This window comes from Clostridium algidicarnis (assembly GCF_000703125.1).
GTDB lineage: Bacteria > Bacillota > Clostridia > Clostridiales > Clostridiaceae > Clostridium_L > Clostridium_L algidicarnis.
Genome location: NZ_JNLN01000001.1, coordinates 1,511,431 through 1,537,350, shown reverse-complemented (window position 1 = coordinate 1,537,350; position 25,920 = coordinate 1,511,431). Strand labels below are relative to the sequence as shown.

The window sequence follows — 25,920 nt, the reverse complement described above, 5'->3', positions numbered from 1 at the left end:
TTATGACCATAGACTTTAATTATTATATCATTATTATATGAATTTTACGTTAATAAATCTTACTTTATTAATACATCTCCTTTAAAAAAAGGCGACAACATCGCCTTTTAATAATTTTCAATAATTAAAATCAATTTTCTCCGTTGTAATAAACTAAAAGACATTGAATGTCTATATTATGGAAGTAATCTTTTTAGATAATCTCCTGTATAGGATTCCTTATTTTTTGATATTTCTTCTGGAGTTCCGCTTACAAGTATTCGTCCACCTTTTTCTCCACCCTCAGGTCCAATGTCAATTATATAATCTGCACTCTTTATGACATCTAAGTTATGTTCTATTACTACCACAGTGTTTCCAGCATCTACTAGCCTTTGTAGTATTAATATGAGCCTACTTACATCATCTATATGAAGTCCTGTTGTTGGTTCATCTAGAATAAATAGTGTCTTTCCTGTACTTCTTTTCGATAATTCTGAGGCGAGTTTTATTCTTTGGGCCTCTCCTCCTGAAAGCTGGGTAGAAGGTTGACCTAGTCTTATATATCCTAGTCCTACATCATACAAAGTTTGCATCTTATTTTTTATTCTTGGTATATTTTCAAAAAAGCTTAGAGATTCTTCTACTGTCATTTCTAGTATGTTATGAATATTTTTACCCTTATATTTAACCTCTAAGGTCTCTCTATTATATCTTTTACCCTTGCATACATCACAAGGTACATATACATCAGATAAAAATTGCATCTCTATTTTTATGATTCCATCTCCACTGCAAGCCTCGCATCTTCCGCCCTTTACATTAAAACTAAAACGTCCTGGCTTATAGCCTCTCATTTTTGATTCAGGGGTTTTAGAAAATACATCTCTTATTATATCAAAGACTCCAGTATAAGTAGCTGGGTTAGATCTTGGAGTTCTACCTATTGGTCCTTGGTTTATATCTATTATCTTATCTATATTTTCATAACCTAAAATTTCTTTGTGGCTTCCTGGATAAACTTTGGCCTTGTTTATTATCTTATTTAAGCCTTTATAAAGTATTTCATTTATTAAAGTACTTTTACCTGAACCTGAAACCCCTGTTACTAAGGTAAGAGTGCCAATAGGTATCTCTACATTTACATTTTTAAGGTTGTTTTCTTTTGCACCTTTTATCTTTATAAAATTACCATTACCTTTTCTTCTTTCCTCTGGAATCTCTATGGTTTTCTTCCCTGTTAAATATTGACCTGTTATAGATTTTTTGCACTTTTTAACCTTGTCTAAAGTTCCTGCAACTACCACTTCTCCTCCATGCTCACCAGCACCAGGTCCTATATCTACTATAAAGTCTGCTTCTCTTATAGTATCCTCATCATGTTCTACTACAATCAAGGTGTTTCCAAGATCTCTTAGGTGTTTAAGAGTCTTTATAAGCCTATCATTATCTCTTTGATGAAGTCCTATACTAGGTTCATCTAAGATATATAAAACTCCCATAAGGCTAGATCCTATCTGAGTTGCAAGCCTTATTCTTTGAGCCTCTCCTCCAGATAGGGTACCTGAAGTTCGAGATAAATTAAGATAGTCAAGTCCTACATCTATCAAAAACTTTAATCTATTATTTATTTCTTTTATTATTTGATCACTTATGATCTTATTCTTTTCTGACAACTCAACATTTTGTATGAAGTCTAATTCGTCTCTTATAGGTATCTTGCAAAATTCAAATATGCTTTTATCTCCTACAGTAACAGCAAGAGCCTCTGGCTTTAATCTTGCACCCTTACATTTAGGACATGGGTTATCACTCATATACTGCTCTATTTCAGACTTTATATAATCAGAATTTGTTTCCATGTATCTTCTCTTTAATGAGTTTATAATACCCTCATAATTATGATTAAACTGTCCTGTTGAGAACTCTTTTTCATAATGAACCTTAAGCTTTTCATCTTTTAATCCATAAAGTAAGATGTCCACTACATTTTTAGGCAAATCTTCTATAGGTGTATCTAAGCTAAATTTAAGCTTTTTAACTAAGGCTTGAAGCACACTAAAGGTCCAAGAATCTTTTTTCAATCTTCCTTCTCCCCAGGTTACAATAGCTCCACCCATTATACTTTTGGTTCTATCTGGTATTACTAAATTTTCATCTATTTCCATTAAGGTTCCAAGTCCATCACATTTATCGCATTTTCCAAAGGGTGAGTTAAATGAAAATAATCTAGGAGCTAATTCGTCTATACTTATAGAGCAGTCAGCACATGCAAACTTCTCACTAAATAGCATAGGTTCTTTATCAATTACATCTATAATTACAAGACCTTCTGAAAGCTTCAATGCAGTTTCTATAGACTCTGAAAGTCTACTTCTTATATCATCTTTAATAACTAATCTATCCACTACTGCTTCTATACTATGTTTTATATTCTTTTCAAGTGCTATCTCTTCTTCTGTAAGTTCTACCATATTTCCATCTATCTTAGCTCTTACAAAACCATTTCTTTTGATATTATCTAATACCTTTTCATGGCTACCCTTTCTTCCTCTTATTATAGGTGATAATATCTGTATTTTAGTCCTCTCTTCTAGTTCCATAATCTTATCTACCATTTGATCTATAGATTGCTGAGTTATTTCCTTCCCACATTTAGGACAGTGTGGGATACCAACTCTAGCATATAAAAGCCTTAAATAATCATATATTTCAGTTACTGTACCAACTGTAGATCTTGGGTTTCTGCTGGTAGTTTTTTGGTCTATGGAAATTGCTGGGGAAAGCCCCTCTATATATTCCACATCTGGTTTATCCATCTGTCCTAGAAATTGCCTTGCGTAAGAAGATAAAGACTCCACATATCTTCTTTGTCCTTCTGCATAAAGTGTGTCGAAGGCTAGTGAAGACTTTCCAGAGCCTGAAAGTCCTGTGAACACTACTAGCTTATCCCTAGGTATTACTAAATCTACATTTTTAAGATTATTAACCTTTGCTCCTTTTATAACTATTTTATCTTGCATGCATGCTTACCATCCTATCTCTAAATTTTCTTAGCTAGTTATTTTTTCTTTTTGTTAAGTTTGTATATTATATCTCTAAGTTCTGCTGCCCTTTCAAATTGTAAATTCTTAGAGGCTTCTCTCATTTCCTTTGTATAATCTTCTATAAGTTTTTCTAAGTTTTCTTTATTTGCATTAATAGCATCTTCTAGGCTGTCATATTCCGACTTTTCTTCTGCTATCTTAGTTGTCTCTATTATATCTCTAACATCCTTTTTAATTGAGGTTGGAGTTATATTATGTTCTTCGTTATATGCGGTTTGAATAGTCCTTCTTCTATTAGTTTCATCTAATGCCTTTTTAATTGATTTTGTTATAACATCTGCATACATTATAACCTTGCTATCTACATTTCTAGCAGCTCTTCCTATGGTTTGAATTAAAGAGGTCTCGGATCTTAAAAATCCTTCCTTATCTGCATCTAATATTCCAACTAAAGCTACTTCTGGAATGTCTAGTCCTTCCCTTAAAAGGTTAATACCAACTAGTACATCAAAGGTGCCTACTCTTAAATCCCTTATTATCCTCATACGCTCTATAGTTTCTATACCTGAGTGAAGATATGTGGTCTTTACATTAAGCTCTTTTAAATATTTTGTAAGATCCTCGGACATTCTCTTTGTAAGCGTTGTAACTAATACCCTATACCCTTTTTTTATAGTCTTTTGAATTTCTTCATATAAGTCATCTATTTGTCCTTTAACTGGTCTTATAGTTATTTCTGGATCTAAAAGCCCTGTAGGCCTTATTATCTGTTCTGCTATAACCTTTGAATGTTCCAGTTCATAAACAGCTGGTGTGGCACTTACAAATAATACTTGATTTAATTTATTTTCAAATTCTGGGAACTGAAGAGGTCTATTATCAAAGGCCGAAGGTAGTCTAAAGCCATAATCCACTAAGGAATTCTTCCTTGATCTATCTCCGCCGTACATAGCCCTTACCTGTGGTAGCGTTACATGACTTTCATCTATAAAAAACAAAAAGTCATCTGGGAAATAATCAATTAAGGTCTGTGGTGGAGTTCCTGCTGCTCTTCCATCTAATATCCTAGAATAATTTTCGATTCCGCTACAATATCCCATCTCTTTTATCATTTCTAAATCAAAATTAGTTCTTTGTCTTATCCTTTGAGCTTCTAATAACTTATCTTCCGATATAAGTTCCTTTAATCTTTTTTCTAATTCTTCTTCTATCTTTTCTATGGCTATATCTATTTTATCTTTAGATGTAGCAAAGTGAGAGGCTGGGAATATAGACACATGATTTCTTTCCCCTATTATGTGACCTGTTAATATATCAAATTCTTTTATCTTATCTATTTCATCTCCAAAAAATTCTATTCTTATTCCTTTACTTTCTGAAGAGGCTGGAACTATATCTAAAACATCTCCTCTTACTCTAAATGTACCCCTAGAAAAATCTATTTCATTTCTTTCATATTGAATCTCTACTAATTTTTTAATTACTTCATCTCTGTCCTTTATCATACCTGGTCTTAAGGATATAGTAAGCTTTTTATACTCATCAGGGTTACCTAGTCCATAAATACAAGAAACTGAAGCTACAATTATAACATCTCTTCTTTCAAATAAAGCTGATGTGGCCGAGTGTCTTAGTTTATCTATTTCATCATTTATTGATGCATCTTTTTCTATGAAGGTATCTGTTTGCGCCATGTAGGCTTCTGGTTGGTAATAATCGTAATAAGACACAAAATACTCTACAGCACTAGTTGGGAAAAACTCCCTAAATTCTGAGCATAACTGTGCTGCTAAGGTTTTATTATGAGCTAAAATTAATGTAGGTCTTTGAACTCTTTCTATTATATTAGCCATAGTAAAGGTCTTTCCTGAACCTGTAACCCCAAGAAGAGTTTGAAATTTATTTCCGTCTTCAATAGACTTAACTATCTCATTTATTGCTTGAGGCTGATCTCCAGTAGGTTTAAATTTCGAGGATATTTTAAACTCTCCCATTTAATCATCTCCATTCTGATTTTGAACGTCTGTTCGTTGCATATATCTCTATATTATACTTAATATTATAACCTGTCAATAACCATAATTCCCTAAAAACCTTTCTTTATGAATTAAAAAATGGCTATGTTCTAAACCTTGATGATTAAACTTAATTTAACCCCATCAAAAATAAAACATAACCACTGTCTAGTTCATAGCAATACTAAGTCTAATCACCATTTTCGTCTTTATCTTCATGTTTCTTTATATCTTCTAGTATATCCTTAAATCCTTTATCCTTACGTTTTTCTTCATCTTTATCTTCATCATCTTTATCTTCATTTTTTGTATGTTCTGATTGGTCTTCAGATATAACTGCTCTTGGCACTATGACTAACCCTATTTTGTTTCTTTTACCCTTATTTAATACTAACTGTTTTATATTTCCTTTAGAATCTTTTAGTTTAAATTTAACCTCTTCAATACCTTCATTTAAAGTTTTATAAAAATATGATTCATTTTCAATTTTACTATTATTTATTTCTAAAAGCTTGTCTCCACTTCTTATGCCTGCATTATATGCAATGGACTGAGGTGCTACATCTAATACCATAAGTCCTTCTTCATCACTAATAAACTTTGCTACAGCCCTTGATTCTATAATCTTTTGAGTATTTAACATAATCTCATGTGCTAAAGGAGCAAATAATATAACAAAAAGTTGTAATGATAGACTTATTCTTGCTAATTGAGCTACAAGAGTAAGTGTAATACCATATATTAATATTCCTATACCTGACATGGCAGACTTTTCTCCCTTAGACCTAGTAAATGTAATGGAGTTATAACCAAGCACTCCATAAAAAGGCATAATGGAAACTACAGCCATAGTTAATATACTTAAGGTTAAAGGATTCCTCATAATTGGCCACCAACTAGGTGTAATAATGTTTTGACCAATAGTTCCTGTTTCATTACTTAAAATCATTAATATGGCAATAGGCATAGCCCAATACCGCTTAAGTGCAAATCCTCCAAGTATCTTTCCGTCTCTATTAGTAAATATAGGTATAGCCCCTCTATGTCCATCTACTGCAACTAGTAATCCTTCTACTATATGAAGTACACCAACTAAGGTCATAAGTGCTGCAATATCTATATAAAAGGGTCTATTTATAATTTCTATAGTAGGGTACATAGTTAAAAGTGGGTCCTTAATTAAATTTAATATTATACTTAAAAGACCAAGCAAAGCCCCGGAATAAGAAAAGCATATAAATCTAGGACTGAAAAATAATAATAATAAAGAAAATACGAACATTAGGTGTATTCCTGAATTTTCTCCAAACATTACTCCTAAATAAGATAAAATAAGGCTGGACATTACTCCACCTATTATTCCTAAAACCAGCTGCGACATAGTAAGTTCTAGGGGAGAGTTTACCTGTTCCCCTAGAATCATCTTTTGCATTAGCACGGTTCTTTTATTTTTACCATAAAATATAAACGCAAGCATTATAAGCGTAATTGCAAATTGTGGGCTGACCATAGCAAAGGCTACAGCCTTTAATGTATATCCTGCAATACCCATCAAAAAATTTCCTCCTACTTTAACTTAGGTACCAAAAAAATAACACTCATTATCTTATTTGTAGTAATTATTACTTTTGAATACTCTTATTTTTTTAGTATCTCTAATGCCTTATTAAATTGAGGATCCGTACCTCTGTCATAAGGTTTTTGTTTCATTTCATCACTAATCTTAACTTCTACATTTGGACTGATACCTATTTTATGAATATTTTCACCATTTGGTGTATAATATTTTGATACTGTGACTTTAAGACCAGTGCCATCCTTAAGGTCTAATACTCTTTGAACTATACCTTTACCAAAGGTCTTTTCTCCAACTAAAGTTCCTGCCTCATAGTCTCTAATCGCTCCAGCTACTATTTCAGATGCACTAGCTGTTCCCTCATCTGTAAGTACCACTAAAGGCATTCCTATATAACTTCCGCCTGTAGAATTATATTTTTCTTCTTCGCCATATTTGTCCTTTGTAGACACTATTACCTTGTCTTTATCTATAAAATTAGAAGCTACCTTTACACATTCATTTAAAAGTCCACCAGGATTAGATCTTAAATCCATAACTAAAGATTTTGCCCCTTTGTCTTTTAATTCTCCTAACTTTTTATTAAACTCATCTCCTGTATGCTCATCAAACATTGATATTTGGATATAAGCTATACTATCATCAAGCATTTCGCCCTTTACCGTAACCATATTTATAGTATCTCTTTTAACACTTACATCAAAGGCACCCTTGCCTTCTCTATAAATAGTTATTGGTACTTCTGTTTTTTCTTTACCCTTCATCATGGATACTGCCTTTTCCATGTCAGCCCCAGTGAAATCTTCACCATTTACCTTTTGGATTATATCTCCAGAAACTATTCCTGACTTTTCAGCAGGTGATCCCTCGAAGACTGAAATTACAACTATTTTATTATCCTTAACTCCTACTTGTATTCCAAGTCCAACATAGGCTCCTTCATTTTTTTCCATTAAATCTGCAAAATCCTTTTCATCTAAAAATACAGTATAAGGATCATTTAAAGAAGCTGTCATGCCTTTTAATGCACCATCTAGCATTTCATTATCTTCCATTGGACCATCATATAGTTTATATAACATTTCCCTTATACTAAATATCTTTTTGAATTTGTCTACGTCCTTTATATTTTCCATAGACTTTGTAAATTCCGGACTAGACTTTACTGACCTAGGCACAAATTGTGAGTAAGCACTTCCTATAAAGAAGGTTCCCACATTTGTTATAACTAATAAAGCTATAACAATCCATATAGTTTTACTTGACCTCTTATTGTTTTTATTAAATCCCCTACCTGTTTCATTATTGTCAAAATCCATAAAATAGCCACCCTTTCTTAAATTCTAAAGCATACATATATTAATTAAAACTAACTTATTATATAGTATATGCTAAAAGGATCATATTAATAAATAATTTTATGGCTCTGTTTTCTAAAACTAAAAACAGAGCCATAAACTTTAAATTAAACGTCTAAGAACTTTCTTAAAGATAATGTACTTCCAATACCACCTATTAGGATACCGGCTAAAACAAATGCAGCAAATAGCGGATTTAAAACGTACTGCGGAGAAATTAATTGTGCTGTTAAAAGATCTTCTGTTATTTTTATGAAACCAAATCTATATACATAATATAGTACAACGTCAGCTATTATAGCACCTATTATACCCATCATCATTCCTTCTATAATAAATGGCCACCTTATAAACCAATCTGTAGCACCTACAAATTTCATTATACCAACTTCTCTTCTTCTCGAGAAAACTGTTAGCTTAATGGTGTTTCCTATTAAGAATAAGGATACCCCCACAAGCATTATAAATAATATTATACCTACCCACTTTAAGCTATTAGATATAGTTATTATTTTCTTTATTAGATCCTCATCATTTCCTATCTCATCCACACCAGACATATTGACTACTTCCTCACCTATTTTGTCCGCTGCTTCTGGTGCCGTAAGTCTCACAATAAAGGAGCTTGGCATAGGATTTTTTGATGCATCATATCCACTCAATAAACTTGCATTACCTTTTAATTGTTCTTTAAATTTTTGAAGAGCATCACTTTTACTTTCATATTTTACTTCTTTAACACCTTCTGTAGATCGAAGTTTATCCTCTATGGCCTTTTGGTCCGAAATATTTATGCCATCTTTTAAGAACACTTTTATTTCTACCTTAGATTCAACCTCACCTACAAATCCTTTTACATTTAAGGCAAGCATTATAAATATACCAAATATAAAAAGTGTAGCAGATACTGTTATAATTGATGCAAAACTTATTGTCCTATTTCTTCTTATACTCTTAAACGCATCTGTAAAAAACCCTTTAACGGTGTTTATTTTCATTTCCGTATCCACCTCTCTTTTCGTCTCTTGCAATGCTGCCTTTTTCTATGGCAATTACTCTCTTTTTCATGTTATTAACTATTTCTTTAGCATGAGTTGCCATTAAAATTGTGGTTCCTGTCCTGTTTATGTCATCTAATATATGCATTATTTCCATAGCTGTGTCTGGATCCAAATTACCTGTAGGTTCATCTGCAATTAATATTGCAGGGTTATTAACCATTGCCCTTGCAAGAGATACTCTTTGTTGCTCTCCTCCGGAAAGTTCAGTTGGAAACATCTTGTATTTATCTGATAATCCTACTAATGCTAAAACTGTAGGTACTCTTCTTCTTATTTCTTTTTCTGAAGCTTCTACAACTCTCATAGCAAAAGCTACATTTTCATATACATTAAGATTTTGGATTAATCTAAAGTCTTGGAAAACCATACCTATCTTCCTTCTATAATTAGGTACATCTTTTCTCTTTATTTTAGATAAATTTATTCCACTTATTATTATCTCACCCTTTGTAGGTTCAATCTCTTTTATAAGCATCTTTATAAAAGTCGATTTACCAGCGCCACTTGGGCCAACCAAAAATACAAATTCGCCTTTATCTATAGAAATATCCACATTAATTAATGCGTTAACATTATTACTATATGTTTTACTTACATTCTTAAACTCAATCATATGTAAATCCCCCTATGTGAAACTATCACATTTTTTCTCTAATTACTAAACCTTTTTAATTTGTAGGCTACGAATATTATAGCACACCATTCATTGAAGCAAAAAAACTTTTTATTAAATTACTGTTAACAACTCCTATGCTAGCACCTCCCCATTAAATTACTTTTCTGATTTTATATGCAAATAAAGAGTAGTAATTATGTTATCTACTCTTTATGCCTACTCATTATTTTATATTACCATATTAATTCATATAAATCATCTGTTTTTTAATGGCTTTTAATTCTCTAAAAAATAAGGCTTATCTTATTATATCTCATTAAAGCCTTGACCTAATACTTCATAAACTTCATTAACTGTTATAAATGCCTTTGGATCTATTTCCTTCATATAGCCTTTAAGTTTTATAAATTCTTTTCTTCCCATTATACTATAGAGCATATAAACATGATTTTTACTATAAGCACCCTTACCATCAAAAGTGGTACAGCCCCTATTTAAATCTTCAGTTATATACTTTGATATGGTATCTCTTTTCTCACTTACTATTAAAACTTGTTTTGTTACATTAAATCCTTGTATTACCTTATCTATTATAGTTCCATTTAAGAAAACAAATACCAATGCATACATACCTTTTTCCCAACCAAAAGTTAATCCTGAAGCAATTGTTACCAATAAATCTGCTGCAAGCATACCCTTTCCAAGATCTAAATGAATATATTTATTAAGTATCTTAGCTATTATGTCCGTACCACCTGTAGAGGCGCTTTGATTAAATACTATGGCAAGCCCTGTACCTGTTATAGCTGCACCTAAGATTACTACTAAAATTAAATCATTAGTAATAGCCACTGGATTTAATAATACCTTTATTAACCAAAGTGATGTGGATAACGAAAATGCTGCATAAACAGTTTTAATACCAAATTCTCTACCTATAAATATGAATCCTACTATAAACAAAAAGAAATTAAATATATAGGAAAATAATTCTATAGATATATTCTGAAAATATTGGTGAGCAACAACGGAAAGTCCTGTGACACCTCCGCCAGCGATTTCATTGGGAATTGTAATATACTGGGCTGCAAAAGCCACCATAAATACTCCAATTGTTATTAAGCCATATTCCTTAAAAGTCTTTTTCATTTGTATTTCCTCCTCATGATAACTTTTGTATAGTGACTTCCCAACAGACATTGGCATTATAAGTAAATTCTCCACCCTAGCTAATCCCCCTACTTCTAAAATAGAGGGACTAGCTAGGTGAAAACAAAATAACTTAGCCAAAGATATTATAAGCTATAGATACATATAATTAAACAGTAAAATTTATATATATGATATTGCAAATAATAATGAAAGAAAAACTTCTTCTAAGCAAAAACATAGAAGAATTTTTACTTATTTACTAATTTAAATTTATTTATTAATTTAAAAGGAGGCCATCACCTGACCCCCTTTTTATATCTTCAACTTTAAAATTATATTTTAATTTTGATTTTAACCTTAGTATGTCAATTAAGCCCCAAACTTGTTAATAAAGCTTTATCAACCTTCCCCATGTCTAGGTCAGTCATATGACCAATTTTTTCTTTTAACCTTTTTTTATCCAAGGTTCTCACTTGCTCTAATAGAACTACGGAATCCTTATTTAATCCGTATTCTTCTGAGGATATCTCAACATGAGTTGGAAGTTTTGCTTTATTAATCTGAGAGGTTATGGCTCCAACGATGACAGTTGGACTATATTTATTACCAATGTCATTTTGTATAATTATAACTGGTCTGATCCCACCTTGTTCTGAACCAACCACAGGACTCAGATCAGCATAATAAATATCGCCTCTTTTTACTACTATTGTTGTCATTCGACAAATCACTCTCCGAAAGCCACGTCTCATATTCTAAACACTCTTTATATTCGCATTCACAACCAAATTCTGAGTACTCTAAGTTGATGGATGCCATTTCAAGATATCCACTTTCCATGTTTCCTTTTGTATTATTTTCATTGTCTCTATATAGTATTACAGACCTCATGATAAATTGACTATTTTTTTTATCATCTTTGAGTATACCTGAGAGGGTAACCATTAATCTCTTACATCTTGACATACCTTATACTTACCTCCTATTTTACAAAGCGTAAATATGTACATTACAATTATAGTGCAAAGTTTGTCACTATGTCAAAGATTTTATACTATTTTTCATCAAATTATTACAAAAAGATTAATGGTAAAGTTTTCTTCTTACATAAAGTGTGTTTTTTTGCCCTTTTATAGGAGTTAGAATAATTCGAGCCTGTAAGCTTTTATTATTTTTAAGTATATTTTGATAATTCTTTTACTTTAAATATTTAACATACACCTTTAAACCCTCTATTATAATCTATGTATTCTTTAATTCTTCTAGTCTTTAAGTGTATTATATTAGTATTAATAGTTACACTAGTTTTTAACCTATGTTTGATTTTGATTTTATGTTTTGAAAACCTGTTTTATAATTACTGCTTAAAAAGTTCTTCATCTAAATCTATGTTTATCTTTAAATCTTTGTATATTGCAACTATTCTCTCTTCACCCCCCTTATCAAATATGGCTACTTTTTCTGGAAGATTTGTTGTAAGGTCAATATACATAAAGGCAGTTTTTAGATTATTGTTAGCCCCTGTGATTACTAATTCTACAACCATATAGCTTTTACCTTCTATTTTTTTACAAAAATATTTTATATCTTCATTGGTATATAGTTGTCTTATAAATTCACCTATAAAGGTAAATTTATAAACCTCATCAAAGTCTTTATCTAAGCTATATTTTGCATTATTAGCTATATCTTCTACTAGTATTTCATCTTCTTTATATATATAAGATCTTTTTTCCCCTAGTTCAAGCCTATATCCCTGATCTTTTTGAAAATATTGTGTGTAATTTTTAACCTCAGTTCTTTTGCTATTTTTAATAGTGTACTCTACATTACTTTCATAGCTTTTAATAGATTTAATATAATCTATGACTTCATCCACATTTTTTGCTGGTTTCTTACAGGAAACATTTATAACCGGTAAACAAATAAGGCAAAGGAATAATATCATAAGCTTAATATCTTTTCTCAAAAGTTCCTCCTAATATAATATATAATATTTCACTACTATTGTTATTCCTTTATGCTTTAAATTATTCTATTGTTATTTATTTTATAGCCTGTCTTTTATGTATTATGATTTTAATTTAAATTCCCTCTATTATGGAATAAGCTATGGCCATACTATTGTTATGAGATATAGAAATGTGAATAGCATAATCTTTACCCTTTAAATTAAACTTATCTCTTAAAATTTTTTCTGCGCTTTTTGATAAAATTACATAGGGCTTTCCTAATGTATCTCTAAGCACTTCTATATCTTTAAAGTTAAAGCCTCTAAACCCTGTTCCTATAGCTTTACTTATAGCTTCTTTAGCTGCAAATCCACCAGCCATGCTCTCATAGTTTTTTTTATTATAATACTCTAATTCCTTTTTTGTAAATATCCTAAGGGCAAACTTAGCGTTTCTTAAATCCGCCTTTTTTATCCTATCTATTTCTATTATGTCTGTGCCAATTCCTTTTATCCCCATACTACTTCCTCTTTTAAGTTTATTGTTTCTTGACTTTTGATTATTGCTTAAAGTACACCTTTAACTTAGATTCTTCTAATCCTTTTTAGACCCATTTAAAACTAAGCTATTATTGTTTAATACATTTTATCCGATGGCTACCATCCGTAACACCCCTATCCTCTTCAAGGTGGGGGATGACGGCTGCTACGCCCCTGGATAAGTTCTTCTAAGACTCATATGGAGAGATGTATTCTTTATAAGCAAACTCCACCTGAGTCTAAGAATCACTTGATATATTATAACATAAGAAAACGTAGTATTCACCCTTAGTAATTCTAAAGATAATCCTACGTCTTTATACTTGATATATTATGAATTTTTTAAAATTAAAATAAAGTTTATGACACCTAAATCTATCTAATATTAATTATTTAAAATTGCAGTTTTATATTATGATCAAAAAATTTTATATTATAATTAATTAGTAGCTGCATCACAAAATCCCTCTTCAAAGTCTTCAACATAGCTATCTACATATTCACCGATAATATCTATAAAGTGATATGGTGATACCCTTCCATCGTACAAGATTTTCAAAAGATTATGTATCTTATATCTTTGAGGACTTATACTTTCTAATGCATCCCTTTCAATATTCATTACAACCCCATCTAATACATCTTGCCTTTCAACTTCAATTCCATAGGATTGAACCTCAGTTTTCTCCCCTTCAATTGAGAATGTAATATTTCCTTTAGTCATCCTGTAGGAATATATATGCACCCCATTTTCTGAAAGTTCGCTTCTACATAAATTTTCAACAATGACCATTTTTGATTACCCCCCAATACTAAATTTACCTACTTTTTATACTACCATGACATTAATGAAAACTTTGTCATAGCTTGTCTTCAATATTCAGAATATTTAATCTATATTTTGACACATTCCATCTTATAAAGGGCTCCCTGACTTCATTAACGAAAGATAGCCTAGGAAATCCTTCATTTCCTAGGCGATTTTTGTAGAATTATAGAATCATTTGTCGATAAGTTTTTTCTTTAAATTTCATATTGTTATTGCATCTTTTTTTATTTACCTTATCTTATATTAAATCATTTTATTTTATTTTTTCTTATCTTCTTGTTGTACATCTTTTATCTTATCTTTTATATCACCATAATATTCTTTGTATTTCACAAATTCATCTTCACTTATTTCATGGCTAGAAAACTTTGCTTCGTTATACATTTTAGTTATATACTTTATCTTTTTCTTTTCTTCTATATGGATTCTTGTAACCTTATAAAGTTGTCTTGGTGTCATATAGGGCTTAAACCAACCTTTTTTAAAGGTTATCTTTTCAAAGTCTTTGTAAATATTTAATATCTTTTCATTTAAGGTTTTGGCTCCTATAATATCCTTTAGCTTATCTTTAACTGTCTTTTTCTTTGCAGGCTTTTCTACAGATATCTTTTCCCTTACTTCAACTATTCCCTCTTCTTTTATAACTTTACTATATCTATATTTTTTTATAACAAAGTATATTAAGTAAAGAATGGCTGCAATTATAATAACTTTTATTATATTTTCTACAATGACATAAGACACCTGTTGGTCATTTACTATATCTTTTAATTCCTCTAGTCCATCCTTTTTGTCTGATATTTGTACATTAGGATTTCCTGCATTTCTTTTTAAAAGGTTTTGAATATAATTTACCAAGGCATTTAAAGGAACAGTTATAATATAAACAAAGCCCACCAAAATCTTTTCTGCGATAAATGCTATTAATTTAAGTATGCTAAAGATTATAGTTTTACAAATGTTATATACAAAGTTAGAAGATATAACTATTACAGCTATAAGTATGCCAAAGTTAACCATGTCATCTTCTTTTTTTCTCTTTATATCATATTCAAACTTTCTACCTTCTCTTAAAGTTATTATAGCTATTACTAAAAAAGCAATATAATATCTTAATAAGCTGTTTCCAAATGATTTATCTACTTTTAAATATAATACTAAAGACCCTATTAACATAAAAAGACTGTTTTTAAGATTTCTTAGTATATATTTATAAGAAAAAATACTTTCTGCATCATACCTCGGAAGTGCAAGTACTGTAATTAAGCCTAAAACTGAATAAGGTACAAAGTGTTCCCTTCCATGAAGTAGAAAAAATCCTACAAAGCTCATAAAAAGGGGAAGCAATATTACTACGTATCTATTTACATTCCTATATTCTAAAATTTGCATGATAATCATAATGAAAAAAGCAATTAAAAAGTCTAAATATCCTGGGGTCATCTGTCCAAGGCCATTAGAAATCATAGAATATATTATAAATATAGCTATTATCTTAGAGGTATAAAATAATGTTCTGATATTTTTTTGTAAACTCATAATTACCCCTTCCCCCCATAATATATTTTTTCTATATGATTTAATTCGGGAAGAGATCCTTTTTCTGAAACATCTATAACCTTCATAAGGATTCCATATCGTTTAAGTTTAATCATTTCACTTATAATTTCATCATTCATATAAGGTGTTAATATTATATAAATTGAATTTGAATTAAAATAGTTTCCCTTTTCTCTTAAAAATTCACTAAAATCTACCTTAGGGAGCTTGTCTATCCTAGCACAAAACTCTAATATCTCTTTAAAGTTATTAATTCCAGGTAATAATTCATTACTAAAATCTCCAGATGAACTTATCATATTTGCATTTGTCATAACCCCTGTTGGAATACCTTGTTGTATAGTAAAATTAGAGAGAGAAGCCACTATCTTCACAGCCTTTTCTATAGCTTCACCATCAATAGCGCTCCAATAAGGCTTGGCACACTGAACATTTGCAATAAAAACCACTTGTCTTTCTGAGGTGTATTCATATTCCTTTACCACAAGTTTGTTCATCCTAAGGCTAGAATTCCAGTGAATATCCTTCATCCTGTCCCCTCTTACGTATTCCCTAAGGCCCCTTACGTAAACTGGGTCAGAAAATATCCACCTTCTTACTACAGAATCTCCCTGGATACTTTTATTTTCAAACTCTATTTGACTTGCATCCACAACTTTTGGATATACTATTACCTCTAAAAGATCTTCTTGTTCCTCTTCTATATTAAAAATTCCAAACAAATCTCCTAAAGACAAGGTTAAATATTTAAGGTAATAAACTCCCCTTTTATCTATAGTAGAATTATAATACCTCTTTACCCTTTCATGACCTAAAATACTATAGCTACTTGTGTAATAAGTAACATTTGGATTTCTAAAATCTGGTGACGACTGCATTCTTTCAAAGCCTTCTGGATATTGCTCTTTTATATTTAAAAATGCTATAGGCCACCTTCTTTTATTTTCAATCTTTGTAATTACATTAAATTGCTCCCCTGGAAAGATACGGACCTTATCTAAACTTCTTATTACCTCTATATCTTTAAATCCCATGCTCATTGTATACCTGGAGAAGATATAAAAAGCTATTACAGCTAAGATAAATATAGCGTAACTCTTCATAATATCACCTTAAATTTCTTCTAAAGGTGTGTTAATATTATTTAATATATCTCCAATGGCCTCATGAGATTTATCTCCTAAGGTTCGTCCTCCAGCTTTTAATATAATTCTATGGCTTAAAACATCTGGAGCAATAGACTTAACATCTTCTGTTATAACATAGTCCCTACCTTGTATTGCTGCGTAAGCTTGGCAGCCTTTCATAAGTGCTATTGTAGCTCTTGGTGATGCACCAAGTTCAATATCCTTATGTCTACGGGTCTCATTTACTATATCTAATATGTATCTTCTTATATCATCTTTTACTTCAACATACACAAAGTTCTTTTGAAGATATTGTATTTCCTCTAAAGTTATAACTGGCTTTAAATCTTCTAATGGATCCTTTTCTTTGTATCTATCTAATATATCAATTTCTTCACTATAAGATGGATATCCCATAGATAATTTCATGAAAAATCTGTCTAACTGGGCCTCTGGTAGTGGAAAGGTTCCAAATTGTTCTATAGGATTTTCTGTAGCAATAACAAAAAACGGCTTGTCCAGTTTTAATGTATTTCCTTCTACAGTTATCTGCCTTTCCTCCATGCACTCAAGTAATGCAGATTGTGTTCTTGGAGTTGCTCTATTAATTTCATCTGCTAATACAAATTGACTTAATAAAGGGCCTTTTTTAAATTCAAATTCCATGGTCTTTTGATTGTAGTAATATATTCCTGTAAGGTCTGAAGGCAAAAGGTCTGGAGTAAATTGAATTCTTTTAAAAGAACAGTTTAACGTTTGAGATAAAGCTCTTGCAAGTTTAGTCTTTCCAAGTCCTGGAACGTCTTCTAAAAGAACATGTCCTGAACATATAAAGGCAACCATTATTCTATCTATTTTACTCTTCTTACCTACTATAACCTTACCCACATTTTCTAAAACCTTTTCTCTAAATTCAACAAAATTATTAACTTCCATATTCAATAACTAATTATCTAACGGGCCCTTTCAGCAAAATATAGACCAATTAAATAATTCCTCCTTCCATATATGTATTTCAAACTGTGATAAGATTATTATATCATAGTGTCATTTGTTTCTTCTATACAAATATTCAAATAAATCTAAATTGCAAATATACTCTGCAAATCCTATAATTATTAGAACTTATATATAAATTTACAAAAAAAGATAACATTTTACATGAAAAGTTATCTTTTAGTGTGAAGAATATATTAAATTCAAATTCAATATTTATATAAACTTTATGAAAGTACTAAATCAAAGCTTAGAATTTACACTAAGTTATGAAAATTTCAAAAGGAAACTTAAGATCTACACTAAGTTATGAAAACTCCAAAACAAAACTTATGTTTTACACTAGGTTTATGAAAATAGCGAAGCAAAACTTCCGACGCTAATAGTGATTAATGTTACTATAATAGCTGATATTAACCCTCCTATAGCAGCGCAAAGCATTGATTTTTTAAAATCTAAACCTAGCACTGCCGCCACGGCACTACCAGTCCAAAGCCCTGTAGTAGGTAGGGGAATTCCTATAAATATTATAAGCCCTAGTTCTTTATATTTCTCCATCTTACCTGAACCCTTTTGAATTTTATCTTCTATTATTCTATTTAATGGACCAAAAAACTTATATTTTTTCATCCATTTAAATATAACATTAAAAAGTAATAATATAAAAGGCACCGGCACTAAGCTTCCAAGAAAACTAGCTATCATAGTTGCAACTGGATCTAATCCATATTGAGCAATTCCTATAGGTATTGCCGCTCTTTGCTCTGTAAGGGGTATTGCCGAGAAAATAAAAACCTTAAGTAATTGTGAAAAATTCATAATTTAAACTCCTTGTGATTATATTTTATGTAATTCAATTTACTGTATTGATCATATGTCTTATTAATGTCTTACTAATGCATGATGTGTTCTATAATTACTGTGTGACTATTATGGATTCTATGCAATGACTCTATTATAAAGATTATTACCTAAATCATCAAGATATTATTTATTAAAATCTCCTTAAAATCTCATTAAATATTATTGAAACCATCTTAAAACATAATCAAATATAACAATCTCTTAAAAGTGCTTAAATATATTGACCAAATCTATGGTTTCCTTTATAATAGTTTATAGTACCTAATAACCACTATCGCTTATTCTGTTTTGTGAAAACTTTAATTATACATACATTTACAGTTATAATTTAAACACATTTACAATTCCCTACAGTCTATTATAAGTTATTATAAGTCATTGTAAGTTATTAAAATACCTCAGTTTAAAATCTTATATTATTGCTTAAAATAACAATACGATCTTTGTGATGCCTAAAATCAAAATTTAAGGTATTAGCGCACTAAATCACTAAATCATAGTATATTAAACAATAATATTGATTAGATGATATAATTAATACATACTTTTATAGCATTATGGAAAGGAATGATGAATATGAGATCTTTAGAAATTAAAAAAGATATTTATTGGGTTGGAGCCTTAGATCCAGGACTTAGAGTTTTCGACATAATAATGTATACACCTTATGGAACAACATATAATTCCTATGTAATACGAGGAAATGAAAAGGTTGCTTTACTTGAAACTGTAAAGCTTGAATTTTTTGATCAATACTTAGACAGATTAAAATCCTTAGACATAGACATTCATAAAATAGACTACATCATAGTAGACCATACTGAGCCAGATCATGCAGGTTCCGTTGCAAAGATTCTTGAACTTTCTCCCCATGCCAAAATAGTAGGATCTGCTGCTGCCATAAAATTTTTAGGCAAGATAGCTAATGTACCCTTTGAATCTATAGTGGTAGAAGATGGTTCAACCTTATCCCTTGGCAATAAAACACTACAATTCATAGCTGCGCCATTTTTACATTGGCCAGATACAATTTACACCTTTGTACCTGAGGATAAGATATTATTTACTTGTGACTCCTTTGGAACACATTATTGCACTGAAAATGTATTTAATGATCTAATTGAAAATCAAGAACATTATATGGAATCATTAAAATATTACTTTGACTGCATAATGGGACCTTTTAAGCCTTATGTACTTAAAGCTATAGATAAAATAGAAAAATTAGATATAGATACAATTTGTACAGGTCATGGCCCTATATTAAGGGAAAACCCAGGTAAAATAGTAGAACTTTATAAAGAGTGGAGCACACCAAAGCCTAAGGCTGAAATACCAAAGGTAACCATCTCCTATGTATCCGCTTATGGTTATACTAAATCCATGGGTGATAAAATAGCAGAAGGAATAAAATCTAAGGGTAACTTTGAGATAAAATCTTATGACGTAATCCAAAGTAATATGGATGACATTATAAATGATATAACCGAATCTGAGGGTGTACTTTTTGGTTCACCTACTATTAATAGTGAGCTTCTTGAACCTATACGTGATGTGCTAACAAAGCTAAATCCACTAGTTCATGGTGGAAAGGTTGCAGCTGCTTTTGGTTCTTATGGTTGGAGTGGAGAAGCTGTACCTAATATAGAAAGAAGACTTAAAGAATTAAGAATGAATATCCTAACTCCAGGGCTTAAGGTAAACTTTAAACCTTCTGAAGACGAACTTACAAAAGCCTTTAATTTTGGTGAAGCTTTTGCAGAAAAGTTATTAGAAAAAGGTAAGGTTTCCAAATCTCCTGCAGTAAAAAAGAAAACAAGACTTTGGAAATGTGTTATTTGCGGAGAAATCTTTGAAGGTGACTTTCCTCCAGAAATTTGTCCTGTATGTGGAGCTTCTAAAGATCAATTTGTAGAAGTAATTTCTTCAAATAGTAAATTCAAAAAAGAAACTAGAGAAAAATTTGTTATAATCGGAAATGGAGCTGCTGGATTCTATGCTGCAAAGGCTATAAGAGAAAGAAATCCAAAATGTTCTATAGAAATAGTATCTAAAGAAAAGTCTATGTCTTACTTTAGGCCTCAACTTTCAGATTATATAACAACCACTATTCCTGACAAAAACTTTTATATAGCAAAAAGCGATTGGTATGAGAATAATAACATAAAACAAAACCTTGGAGTATATGTAGATGAAATAATCCCTGATAGTAAAAAAATACTTTTAAATGATGGTACAACTTTAGAATATGATAAATTAATACTAGCCAATGGTAGTTATAACTTTATACCACCTATAAAGGTTGCTTGTGATGAACTTAAGAGTACAATTGGAAATCTAGTTCTAACTTTTGAAAATTATAAAGAAGTAGATGGTCTCTTTACTCTAAAAGAATTGGATGATGCCATAAACATTAAATCCTATATGGAAAAATCTAAAAAAGCTGTTATCATCGGTGGAGGTCTTCTAGGCCTTGAAGCTGCTTGGAATCTAAAACAAAAAGGCTTAGATGTAACTGTTATAGAATTTAGCACAAGACTCCTTCCAAGACAATTAGACAACGAAGGGGCTGCTTTGTTTAAGAAAATAGCAGATAAATCTGGTATTAATCTATTATTAGGTGAATCTGCTGATGAAATAATTGCAGATATGTGCATGGTACCAATTTCAAATCATGATTTTATTAAAAAGCCTAAGATTGTGGGCTTAAAATTAAAAAGTGGCCTAATCTTAGAAACTGATATGATCTTATTTTCTGTAGGAATAAGACCTAAAAAGTATCTAGCTGAAAAAGCAGGCTTAGCATCTGATAAAGGTGTTAGGGTTAATGATAAGATGGAAACAAATATCAAAGATATTTATGCTGCTGGAGACATTGCAGAATTAAAAGGCACCATCTTTGGCAACTGGCCTGCAGCAATAGAAATGGGTAAAATTGCTGGAGCTAATGCAGCTGGTGATGATGTAGTCTTCAATAGCTTTGTATCCTCCGTTATATTTAACGCTTTAAATGCTAAAATATTCTCTGCAGGATTAATAAATCTTGACGATAACTCATTAGAACAACTAGCTTTTAAAGATTTAGATAAAGGAATTTATAAAAAGCTATTCTTTAAAGAAGATACCTTAGTAGGCGGTCTTCTAATTGGAGATTTATCAAAATCTGCTAAAATTATAGCTGGTATAAAAAATGGTTATACCTTAGAAGAGGTAATTAAAGGTAACCTTCTGTAGATATCTAAAAAAAGATAGTTCCTGTGCATTTCAGGGCTATCTTTTTTTGTTTTATTGATTTTCATTTTTGGCACATTTGTAGGGTTACCATGGCACTTATTACACTTATTGTGCAGTGTCCCCCTATGTCGCCTACTGGTATAAGCAGGTTACCATAGCACTTATTACAATTATTGTGCTACTTCATCCTTCTTTCTGTTTTCTACGAAATGAAAATCTTCTGCCACAACTTCATAAGTATACCTTCTGTTGCCTTCTTTATCTTCATAACTTCCTGTATTAAGTCTTCCACTTATGCTTACAAAACTACCTTTTTGAAGATACTTCATTATAATTTCTGCTCTTTTTCCCCATACAGAAACTGGAACAAAATCTGCCTTATTTTCACCATCTGAATTTTTATAATTTCTATTAACAGCTACAGTAAACTTTGCAACCATCCTTTCCCCTTCTTGTAAAACTTTAATTTCTGGATCCTTTACTAACCTTCCAACTAATAAAATCTTATTCATATTTACCTCCATATTTCACCTTTATTTTTGTAAACATTTACTTCTATTTATATATAAGATTATTGCCACATTAACAATTCTTATACAATAATTTAATAACATTTGTATAAATTATTATGAATATTTATTAGTTTTTTTTGCATTTTTATTGAATTTTATTAATAGAGATGGTAACATAGGTTTAACTTTATTTTTAAATCTGCATGAATCTTCTGGAAATAGAATCATTTCTAAGCAAAATATACTACTAACTAAATCCTAATATCAGCTATGAAATAATATAAATTTTATGAATTGAGGTGCTCCAATGAAAAAATCAACAAAAGATATCATAATAATAGGTTTTGCACTATTTGCAATGTTTTTTGGTGCAGGCAACCTGATATTCCCACCCTATCTTGGAAACATATTTGGAAGTAATTACATACTTTCTGCTGTAGGGTTTATACTTACAGGGGTAGGACTACCACTTCTAGGAATTATAGCTTGTACAAAGGTTAATGGTGATTTTGAAAATATAGGACGACCTGTAGGCCCAATTTTCACTAAGATATTTTCTATATCTTTATTTTTGACTATTGGACCTTTGCTTGCAATACCACGAACCGCAGCTACAACTTATGAGCTTGCCATATTTCCTGTATTTCCAAAGGTACCAGCTCTTGCCTTTGTAATATTTTACTTTGCCTTAAATTTAGTCTTTGTACTAAAACCATCGCAGATTATGGATCTTATAGGTAAATATCTAACCCCTATATTATTAATAACTCTATCTATATTAATAGTCAAAGGTGTATTATGGCCTGTATCACCTATTATAGATACAGGTAAGACCCTTCCCATTGCTTCAGGTCTTAAAGAAGGATACCAAACCATGGATGCCTTAGCTGCATTGGTTTTTTCTTCTATAGTGTTTAAATCTATTTTAGCTAAAGGCTACGGCGAAGAGAAAGTCATGGGTATGACATTAAAATCTGGAGCCATAGCAATAATAGGACTAGCACTTGTATACTCAGGTTTAATGCATCTTGGTGCACAAACTAGCAGCGTATTTGGTGCTGATGTGTCGAAAACCTTCCTACTCCTAGAAATTTCACAACGTAATCTAGGATCTATAGGAAGTGTATTAATAGGCATAGCAATTGGTGTTGCCTGTTTCACAACTTCAGTAGGCCTCATATCTTCCGGTTCATCCTTTTTTGAAGATTTAACCAATGGAAGACTACCTTATAAGTTTAATGCTGTAGTCATGAGCATTATTGGAGTAATAATAGGATCCTCAGGAGTAGAGCAAATAGTAAAATTTGCAGGTCCTATACTTAATATACTTTATCCTATGGCTATAACTTTAATAATCCTTACACTTATTAAAGGTTTAATTAAAAATAATAATGTATTTAAAGTAACTGTATATACTTCACTACTATTTAGCATATTAAGCACCATTTCTAGTGTGAAATATCTAAACACCTACAACATTAAAACTATTAACCTATTAACTCAATTACCTTTATACGATAGTGGTTTCGTGTGGGTTATACCAACTATAGTAATGTTTATAGTATCCTTTACCCTCCTAAACAACAGCCCCACAAAATCCACCATATTTGCAGATTAAGTTTACACAAGCTGATGTAATAAAATGGATGCACCTCTGGGGTGCATCCATAAACTGTCAGCACCCCAGAGGTGCATCCATTTACTAGGTGTTTAGGTAGTATATAGCCAGTTGAGTTCTGTCTCTTAGGTCTAACTTTTCTAAAAGCTTTGTTACATAATTTCTCACTGTGCCTTCTCCTAAATAAAGTTTGATTGCAATTTCTTTATTGGACATACCCTCTCCTATAAGTTTAAGTATATCTATTTCTCTTTCAGTTAATTCAGCTTCCTTTAACTGCCGTTGTTTTATATGAGGTTTATGTGAATTCTTATTTATCATTTCAGATAAACTTTTCATAATATCTTTTTCAAATACCGCATTTCCTTTGTTTATGATTTTAATAGTTTCTATTATGGCCTCTGAAGATTGGCTTTTTAAAATATATCCATCTGCTCCGTTTTTTATTGCTTCTTTTATATATTCTTCATCCTTAAAAGTTGTAAGCATTACTATTTTTATATCTTTAAAATTTTGTTTTATGAGCCTTGTACTAATAACTCCATCCATTATAGGCATTCTTATATCCATCATTACTATATTTGGTTTCTTCTCTTTACATAGGTCAAAGGCTTCTTGTCCATTAGCTGCTAATGCAACAACCTTAAATCCAGGTTCATTTTCTAATATTATCTTTAATCCTTCTCTTATAAGGGAATCATCATCTGCAATTAATATATCCATAAAAACACCTACCTTTTTTACTTAATCTTCCTTGGAATTACTACAACTATTATAAATCCTTCTTCTGATGAAATAGACAAATTTCCTCCTATATTGACAATTCTCTCTTTCATACCACTAATACCTAAGCCCTCTTTTATAAGTCCACACCCTATCCCATTATCCTTAATATAAAGGCGTATAAAATTATTATTTGACTCTATTTTTATAACCACCTTTGAAGCCTTTGAATGCTTTGATATATTAGTTAAAGCCTCTTTTAACGTAGATAAAATTATCTGCATTTCATAGGAATTTAAATTATTAAAATCACCTTCTTGCATAAATTCTACCTCACAATACTTAAAACCCTCTGCCAACTCTTTAATATACTCTATACCTACATTTTCTTTAGGTTTAATATTATGAACAGTTTCTCTTATCAAATCTAAAGATTCAGCCATAGCCTCTATGGATCCATCTAAAAGAGCTAAGGCCTTTTCCTTATCTTTTATAGCTAAAACTCTGCAGGCTCTAAGTTGTATTAATACGCCTGCTATTTTATGACCTAAATTGTCATGAAGTGACCTTGCTATCCTATTTCTTTCCTTAACCTCTGTAAGATACATAATTTCATTAGAATTATTAATGAGCTCTTGTTTACTTCTCTCAAGTTCATATATATATCTACGTTCCTTATCATAAGTATTATTATAAAGATTCGTCATATATTTAATGTCTTTTCTCTGTTTTCCTATAATAAGACACAATACTACATAGAAACTAAATGCTGCTATATAATTATAACAACCCCTATAATATAAAAATCCTAAGCCTAAAATAATTGCAATTGTCGGAACTAATGCATTTTTTTCATCCTCTATGGTTAAAATAAGAATTCCTAGTAACAAAGTACCCTTTATATCCTTTAAAATAATTATAATTATGATTATAATTTCTAGAATTTTAGATATATTATTATTTAAATATTTTTCTCTAATCATATCTACGGACAAAAATACAAGAATTAAGAGTACATGCCCTGGGGTTATTTCTCCACCAATTATTATTTCGCAAACATAAAAAAATAATATTATAAGATTAAGCCAAATCTTTTTCATTAGTCCCATCCCTTTAAATTTTATTCCTTAATTGAAACTTCCCTTTAATACTAAAACATTCA

The 25,920-nt window shown here is 30.7% G+C and carries 20 protein-coding genes; 2 read left to right on the top strand and 18 right to left on the bottom strand.

Translation table 11 applies throughout. The features are described 5' to 3' along the window. Nucleotides 1–176: 176 nt before the first annotated feature. From uvrA to BV55_RS0107440, 15 genes are all read right to left on the bottom strand, one after another. Nucleotides 177–3,002: an excinuclease ABC subunit UvrA gene (gene uvrA / locus BV55_RS0107515; RefSeq protein ID WP_029452219.1), complete on the bottom strand. Its 2,826-nt coding sequence runs from the start codon at nucleotides 3,000–3,002 to the stop codon at nucleotides 177–179. Between the two features lie 38 nt (nucleotides 3,003–3,040). Next, complete coding sequence (uvrB, locus tag BV55_RS0107510) at nucleotides 3,041–5,020, bottom strand: excinuclease ABC subunit UvrB (protein ID WP_029452218.1); 1,980 nt, start codon at nucleotides 5,018–5,020, stop codon at nucleotides 3,041–3,043. 211 nt (nucleotides 5,021–5,231) lie between these two features. Further along, complete coding sequence (locus BV55_RS0107505) at nucleotides 5,232–6,593, bottom strand: PDZ domain-containing protein (RefSeq protein ID WP_029452217.1); 1,362 nt, start codon at nucleotides 6,591–6,593, stop codon at nucleotides 5,232–5,234. Between the two features lie 86 nt (nucleotides 6,594–6,679). Further along, nucleotides 6,680–7,936, bottom strand: a complete 1,257-nt coding sequence (locus BV55_RS0107500; protein WP_029452216.1) for a S41 family peptidase — start codon at nucleotides 7,934–7,936, stop codon at nucleotides 6,680–6,682. Nucleotides 7,937–8,082: 146 nt separating this feature from the next. After that, the gene (gene ftsX / locus BV55_RS0107495; protein ID WP_029452215.1) at nucleotides 8,083–8,973 is read right to left on the bottom strand and encodes a permease-like cell division protein FtsX; all 891 of its coding nucleotides are present in this window, start codon (nucleotides 8,971–8,973) and stop codon (nucleotides 8,083–8,085) included. Continuing rightward, nucleotides 8,954–9,649 carry a cell division ATP-binding protein FtsE gene (gene ftsE / locus BV55_RS0107490; protein ID WP_029452214.1) on the bottom strand — a complete coding sequence of 232 codons (696 nt, stop codon included), beginning with the start codon at nucleotides 9,647–9,649 and terminating at the stop codon, nucleotides 8,954–8,956. Before ftsE ends, ftsX begins: the two co-directional genes overlap by 20 nt. A gap of 309 nt (nucleotides 9,650–9,958) precedes the next feature. Further along, complete coding sequence (locus tag BV55_RS0107485; protein ID WP_029452213.1) at nucleotides 9,959–10,801, bottom strand: YitT family protein; 843 nt, start codon at nucleotides 10,799–10,801, stop codon at nucleotides 9,959–9,961. A 368-nt stretch (nucleotides 10,802–11,169) separates the two neighbouring features. Beyond that, nucleotides 11,170–11,523, bottom strand: a complete 354-nt coding sequence (locus tag BV55_RS0107480; RefSeq protein ID WP_029452212.1) for a type II toxin-antitoxin system PemK/MazF family toxin — start codon at nucleotides 11,521–11,523, stop codon at nucleotides 11,170–11,172. A gap of 638 nt (nucleotides 11,524–12,161) precedes the next feature. Continuing rightward, nucleotides 12,162–12,773 (bottom strand): germination lipoprotein GerS-related protein, encoded by a 612-nt coding sequence (locus BV55_RS0107470; RefSeq protein WP_029452210.1) that lies wholly within the window; start codon nucleotides 12,771–12,773, stop codon nucleotides 12,162–12,164. 115 nt (nucleotides 12,774–12,888) lie between these two features. Then, nucleotides 12,889–13,275 (bottom strand): holo-ACP synthase, encoded by a 387-nt coding sequence (gene acpS, locus BV55_RS0107465; RefSeq protein ID WP_029452209.1) that lies wholly within the window; start codon nucleotides 13,273–13,275, stop codon nucleotides 12,889–12,891. Nucleotides 13,276–13,734: 459 nt separating this feature from the next. Continuing rightward, nucleotides 13,735–14,088, bottom strand: a complete 354-nt coding sequence (locus BV55_RS0107460) for a DUF6514 family protein (protein WP_029452208.1) — start codon at nucleotides 14,086–14,088, stop codon at nucleotides 13,735–13,737. Between the two features lie 294 nt (nucleotides 14,089–14,382). Then, a complete protein-coding gene (locus BV55_RS0107455; RefSeq protein WP_029452207.1) occupies nucleotides 14,383–15,663 on the bottom strand; it encodes a hypothetical protein in 1,281 nt (426 codons plus the stop codon). Between the two features lie 2 nt (nucleotides 15,664–15,665). Continuing rightward, entirely contained in the window at nucleotides 15,666–16,787 is a 1,122-nt protein-coding gene (locus BV55_RS0107450) for a DUF58 domain-containing protein (protein WP_029452206.1), read from the bottom strand. A gap of 9 nt (nucleotides 16,788–16,796) precedes the next feature. Next, nucleotides 16,797–17,747 (bottom strand): AAA family ATPase, encoded by a 951-nt coding sequence (locus BV55_RS0107445; RefSeq protein WP_029452205.1) that lies wholly within the window; start codon nucleotides 17,745–17,747, stop codon nucleotides 16,797–16,799. Nucleotides 17,748–18,155: 408 nt separating this feature from the next. Continuing rightward, the gene (locus tag BV55_RS0107440) at nucleotides 18,156–18,626 is read right to left on the bottom strand and encodes a COG2426 family protein (RefSeq protein ID WP_029452204.1); all 471 of its coding nucleotides are present in this window, start codon (nucleotides 18,624–18,626) and stop codon (nucleotides 18,156–18,158) included. Between the two features lie 621 nt (nucleotides 18,627–19,247). Between BV55_RS0107440 and BV55_RS0107435 the strand changes: the two genes are divergently transcribed. Continuing rightward, nucleotides 19,248–21,905: an FprA family A-type flavoprotein gene (locus tag BV55_RS0107435; protein WP_029452203.1), complete on the top strand. Its 2,658-nt coding sequence runs from the start codon at nucleotides 19,248–19,250 to the stop codon at nucleotides 21,903–21,905. A gap of 170 nt (nucleotides 21,906–22,075) precedes the next feature. On the opposite strand, the gene BV55_RS0107430 is transcribed toward BV55_RS0107435, so the two are convergent. Then, on the bottom strand, nucleotides 22,076–22,417 hold the full coding sequence (locus BV55_RS0107430; protein ID WP_029452202.1) for a single-stranded DNA-binding protein: 342 nt from the start codon (nucleotides 22,415–22,417) through the stop codon (nucleotides 22,076–22,078). A gap of 307 nt (nucleotides 22,418–22,724) precedes the next feature. Between BV55_RS0107430 and brnQ the strand changes: the two genes are divergently transcribed. Next, a complete protein-coding gene (brnQ, locus tag BV55_RS0107425) occupies nucleotides 22,725–24,035 on the top strand; it encodes a branched-chain amino acid transport system II carrier protein (protein WP_029452201.1) in 1,311 nt (436 codons plus the stop codon). A gap of 84 nt (nucleotides 24,036–24,119) precedes the next feature. On the opposite strand, the gene BV55_RS0107420 is transcribed toward brnQ, so the two are convergent. Together BV55_RS0107420 and BV55_RS0107415 are read right to left on the bottom strand one after the other, a co-directional pair. Beyond that, nucleotides 24,120–24,758 (bottom strand): response regulator transcription factor, encoded by a 639-nt coding sequence (locus BV55_RS0107420; RefSeq protein ID WP_029452200.1) that lies wholly within the window; start codon nucleotides 24,756–24,758, stop codon nucleotides 24,120–24,122. A 17-nt stretch (nucleotides 24,759–24,775) separates the two neighbouring features. Beyond that, nucleotides 24,776–25,858 carry a sensor histidine kinase gene (locus BV55_RS0107415; RefSeq protein ID WP_029452199.1) on the bottom strand — a complete coding sequence of 361 codons (1,083 nt, stop codon included), beginning with the start codon at nucleotides 25,856–25,858 and terminating at the stop codon, nucleotides 24,776–24,778. Nucleotides 25,859–25,920: the final 62 nt, after the last annotated feature.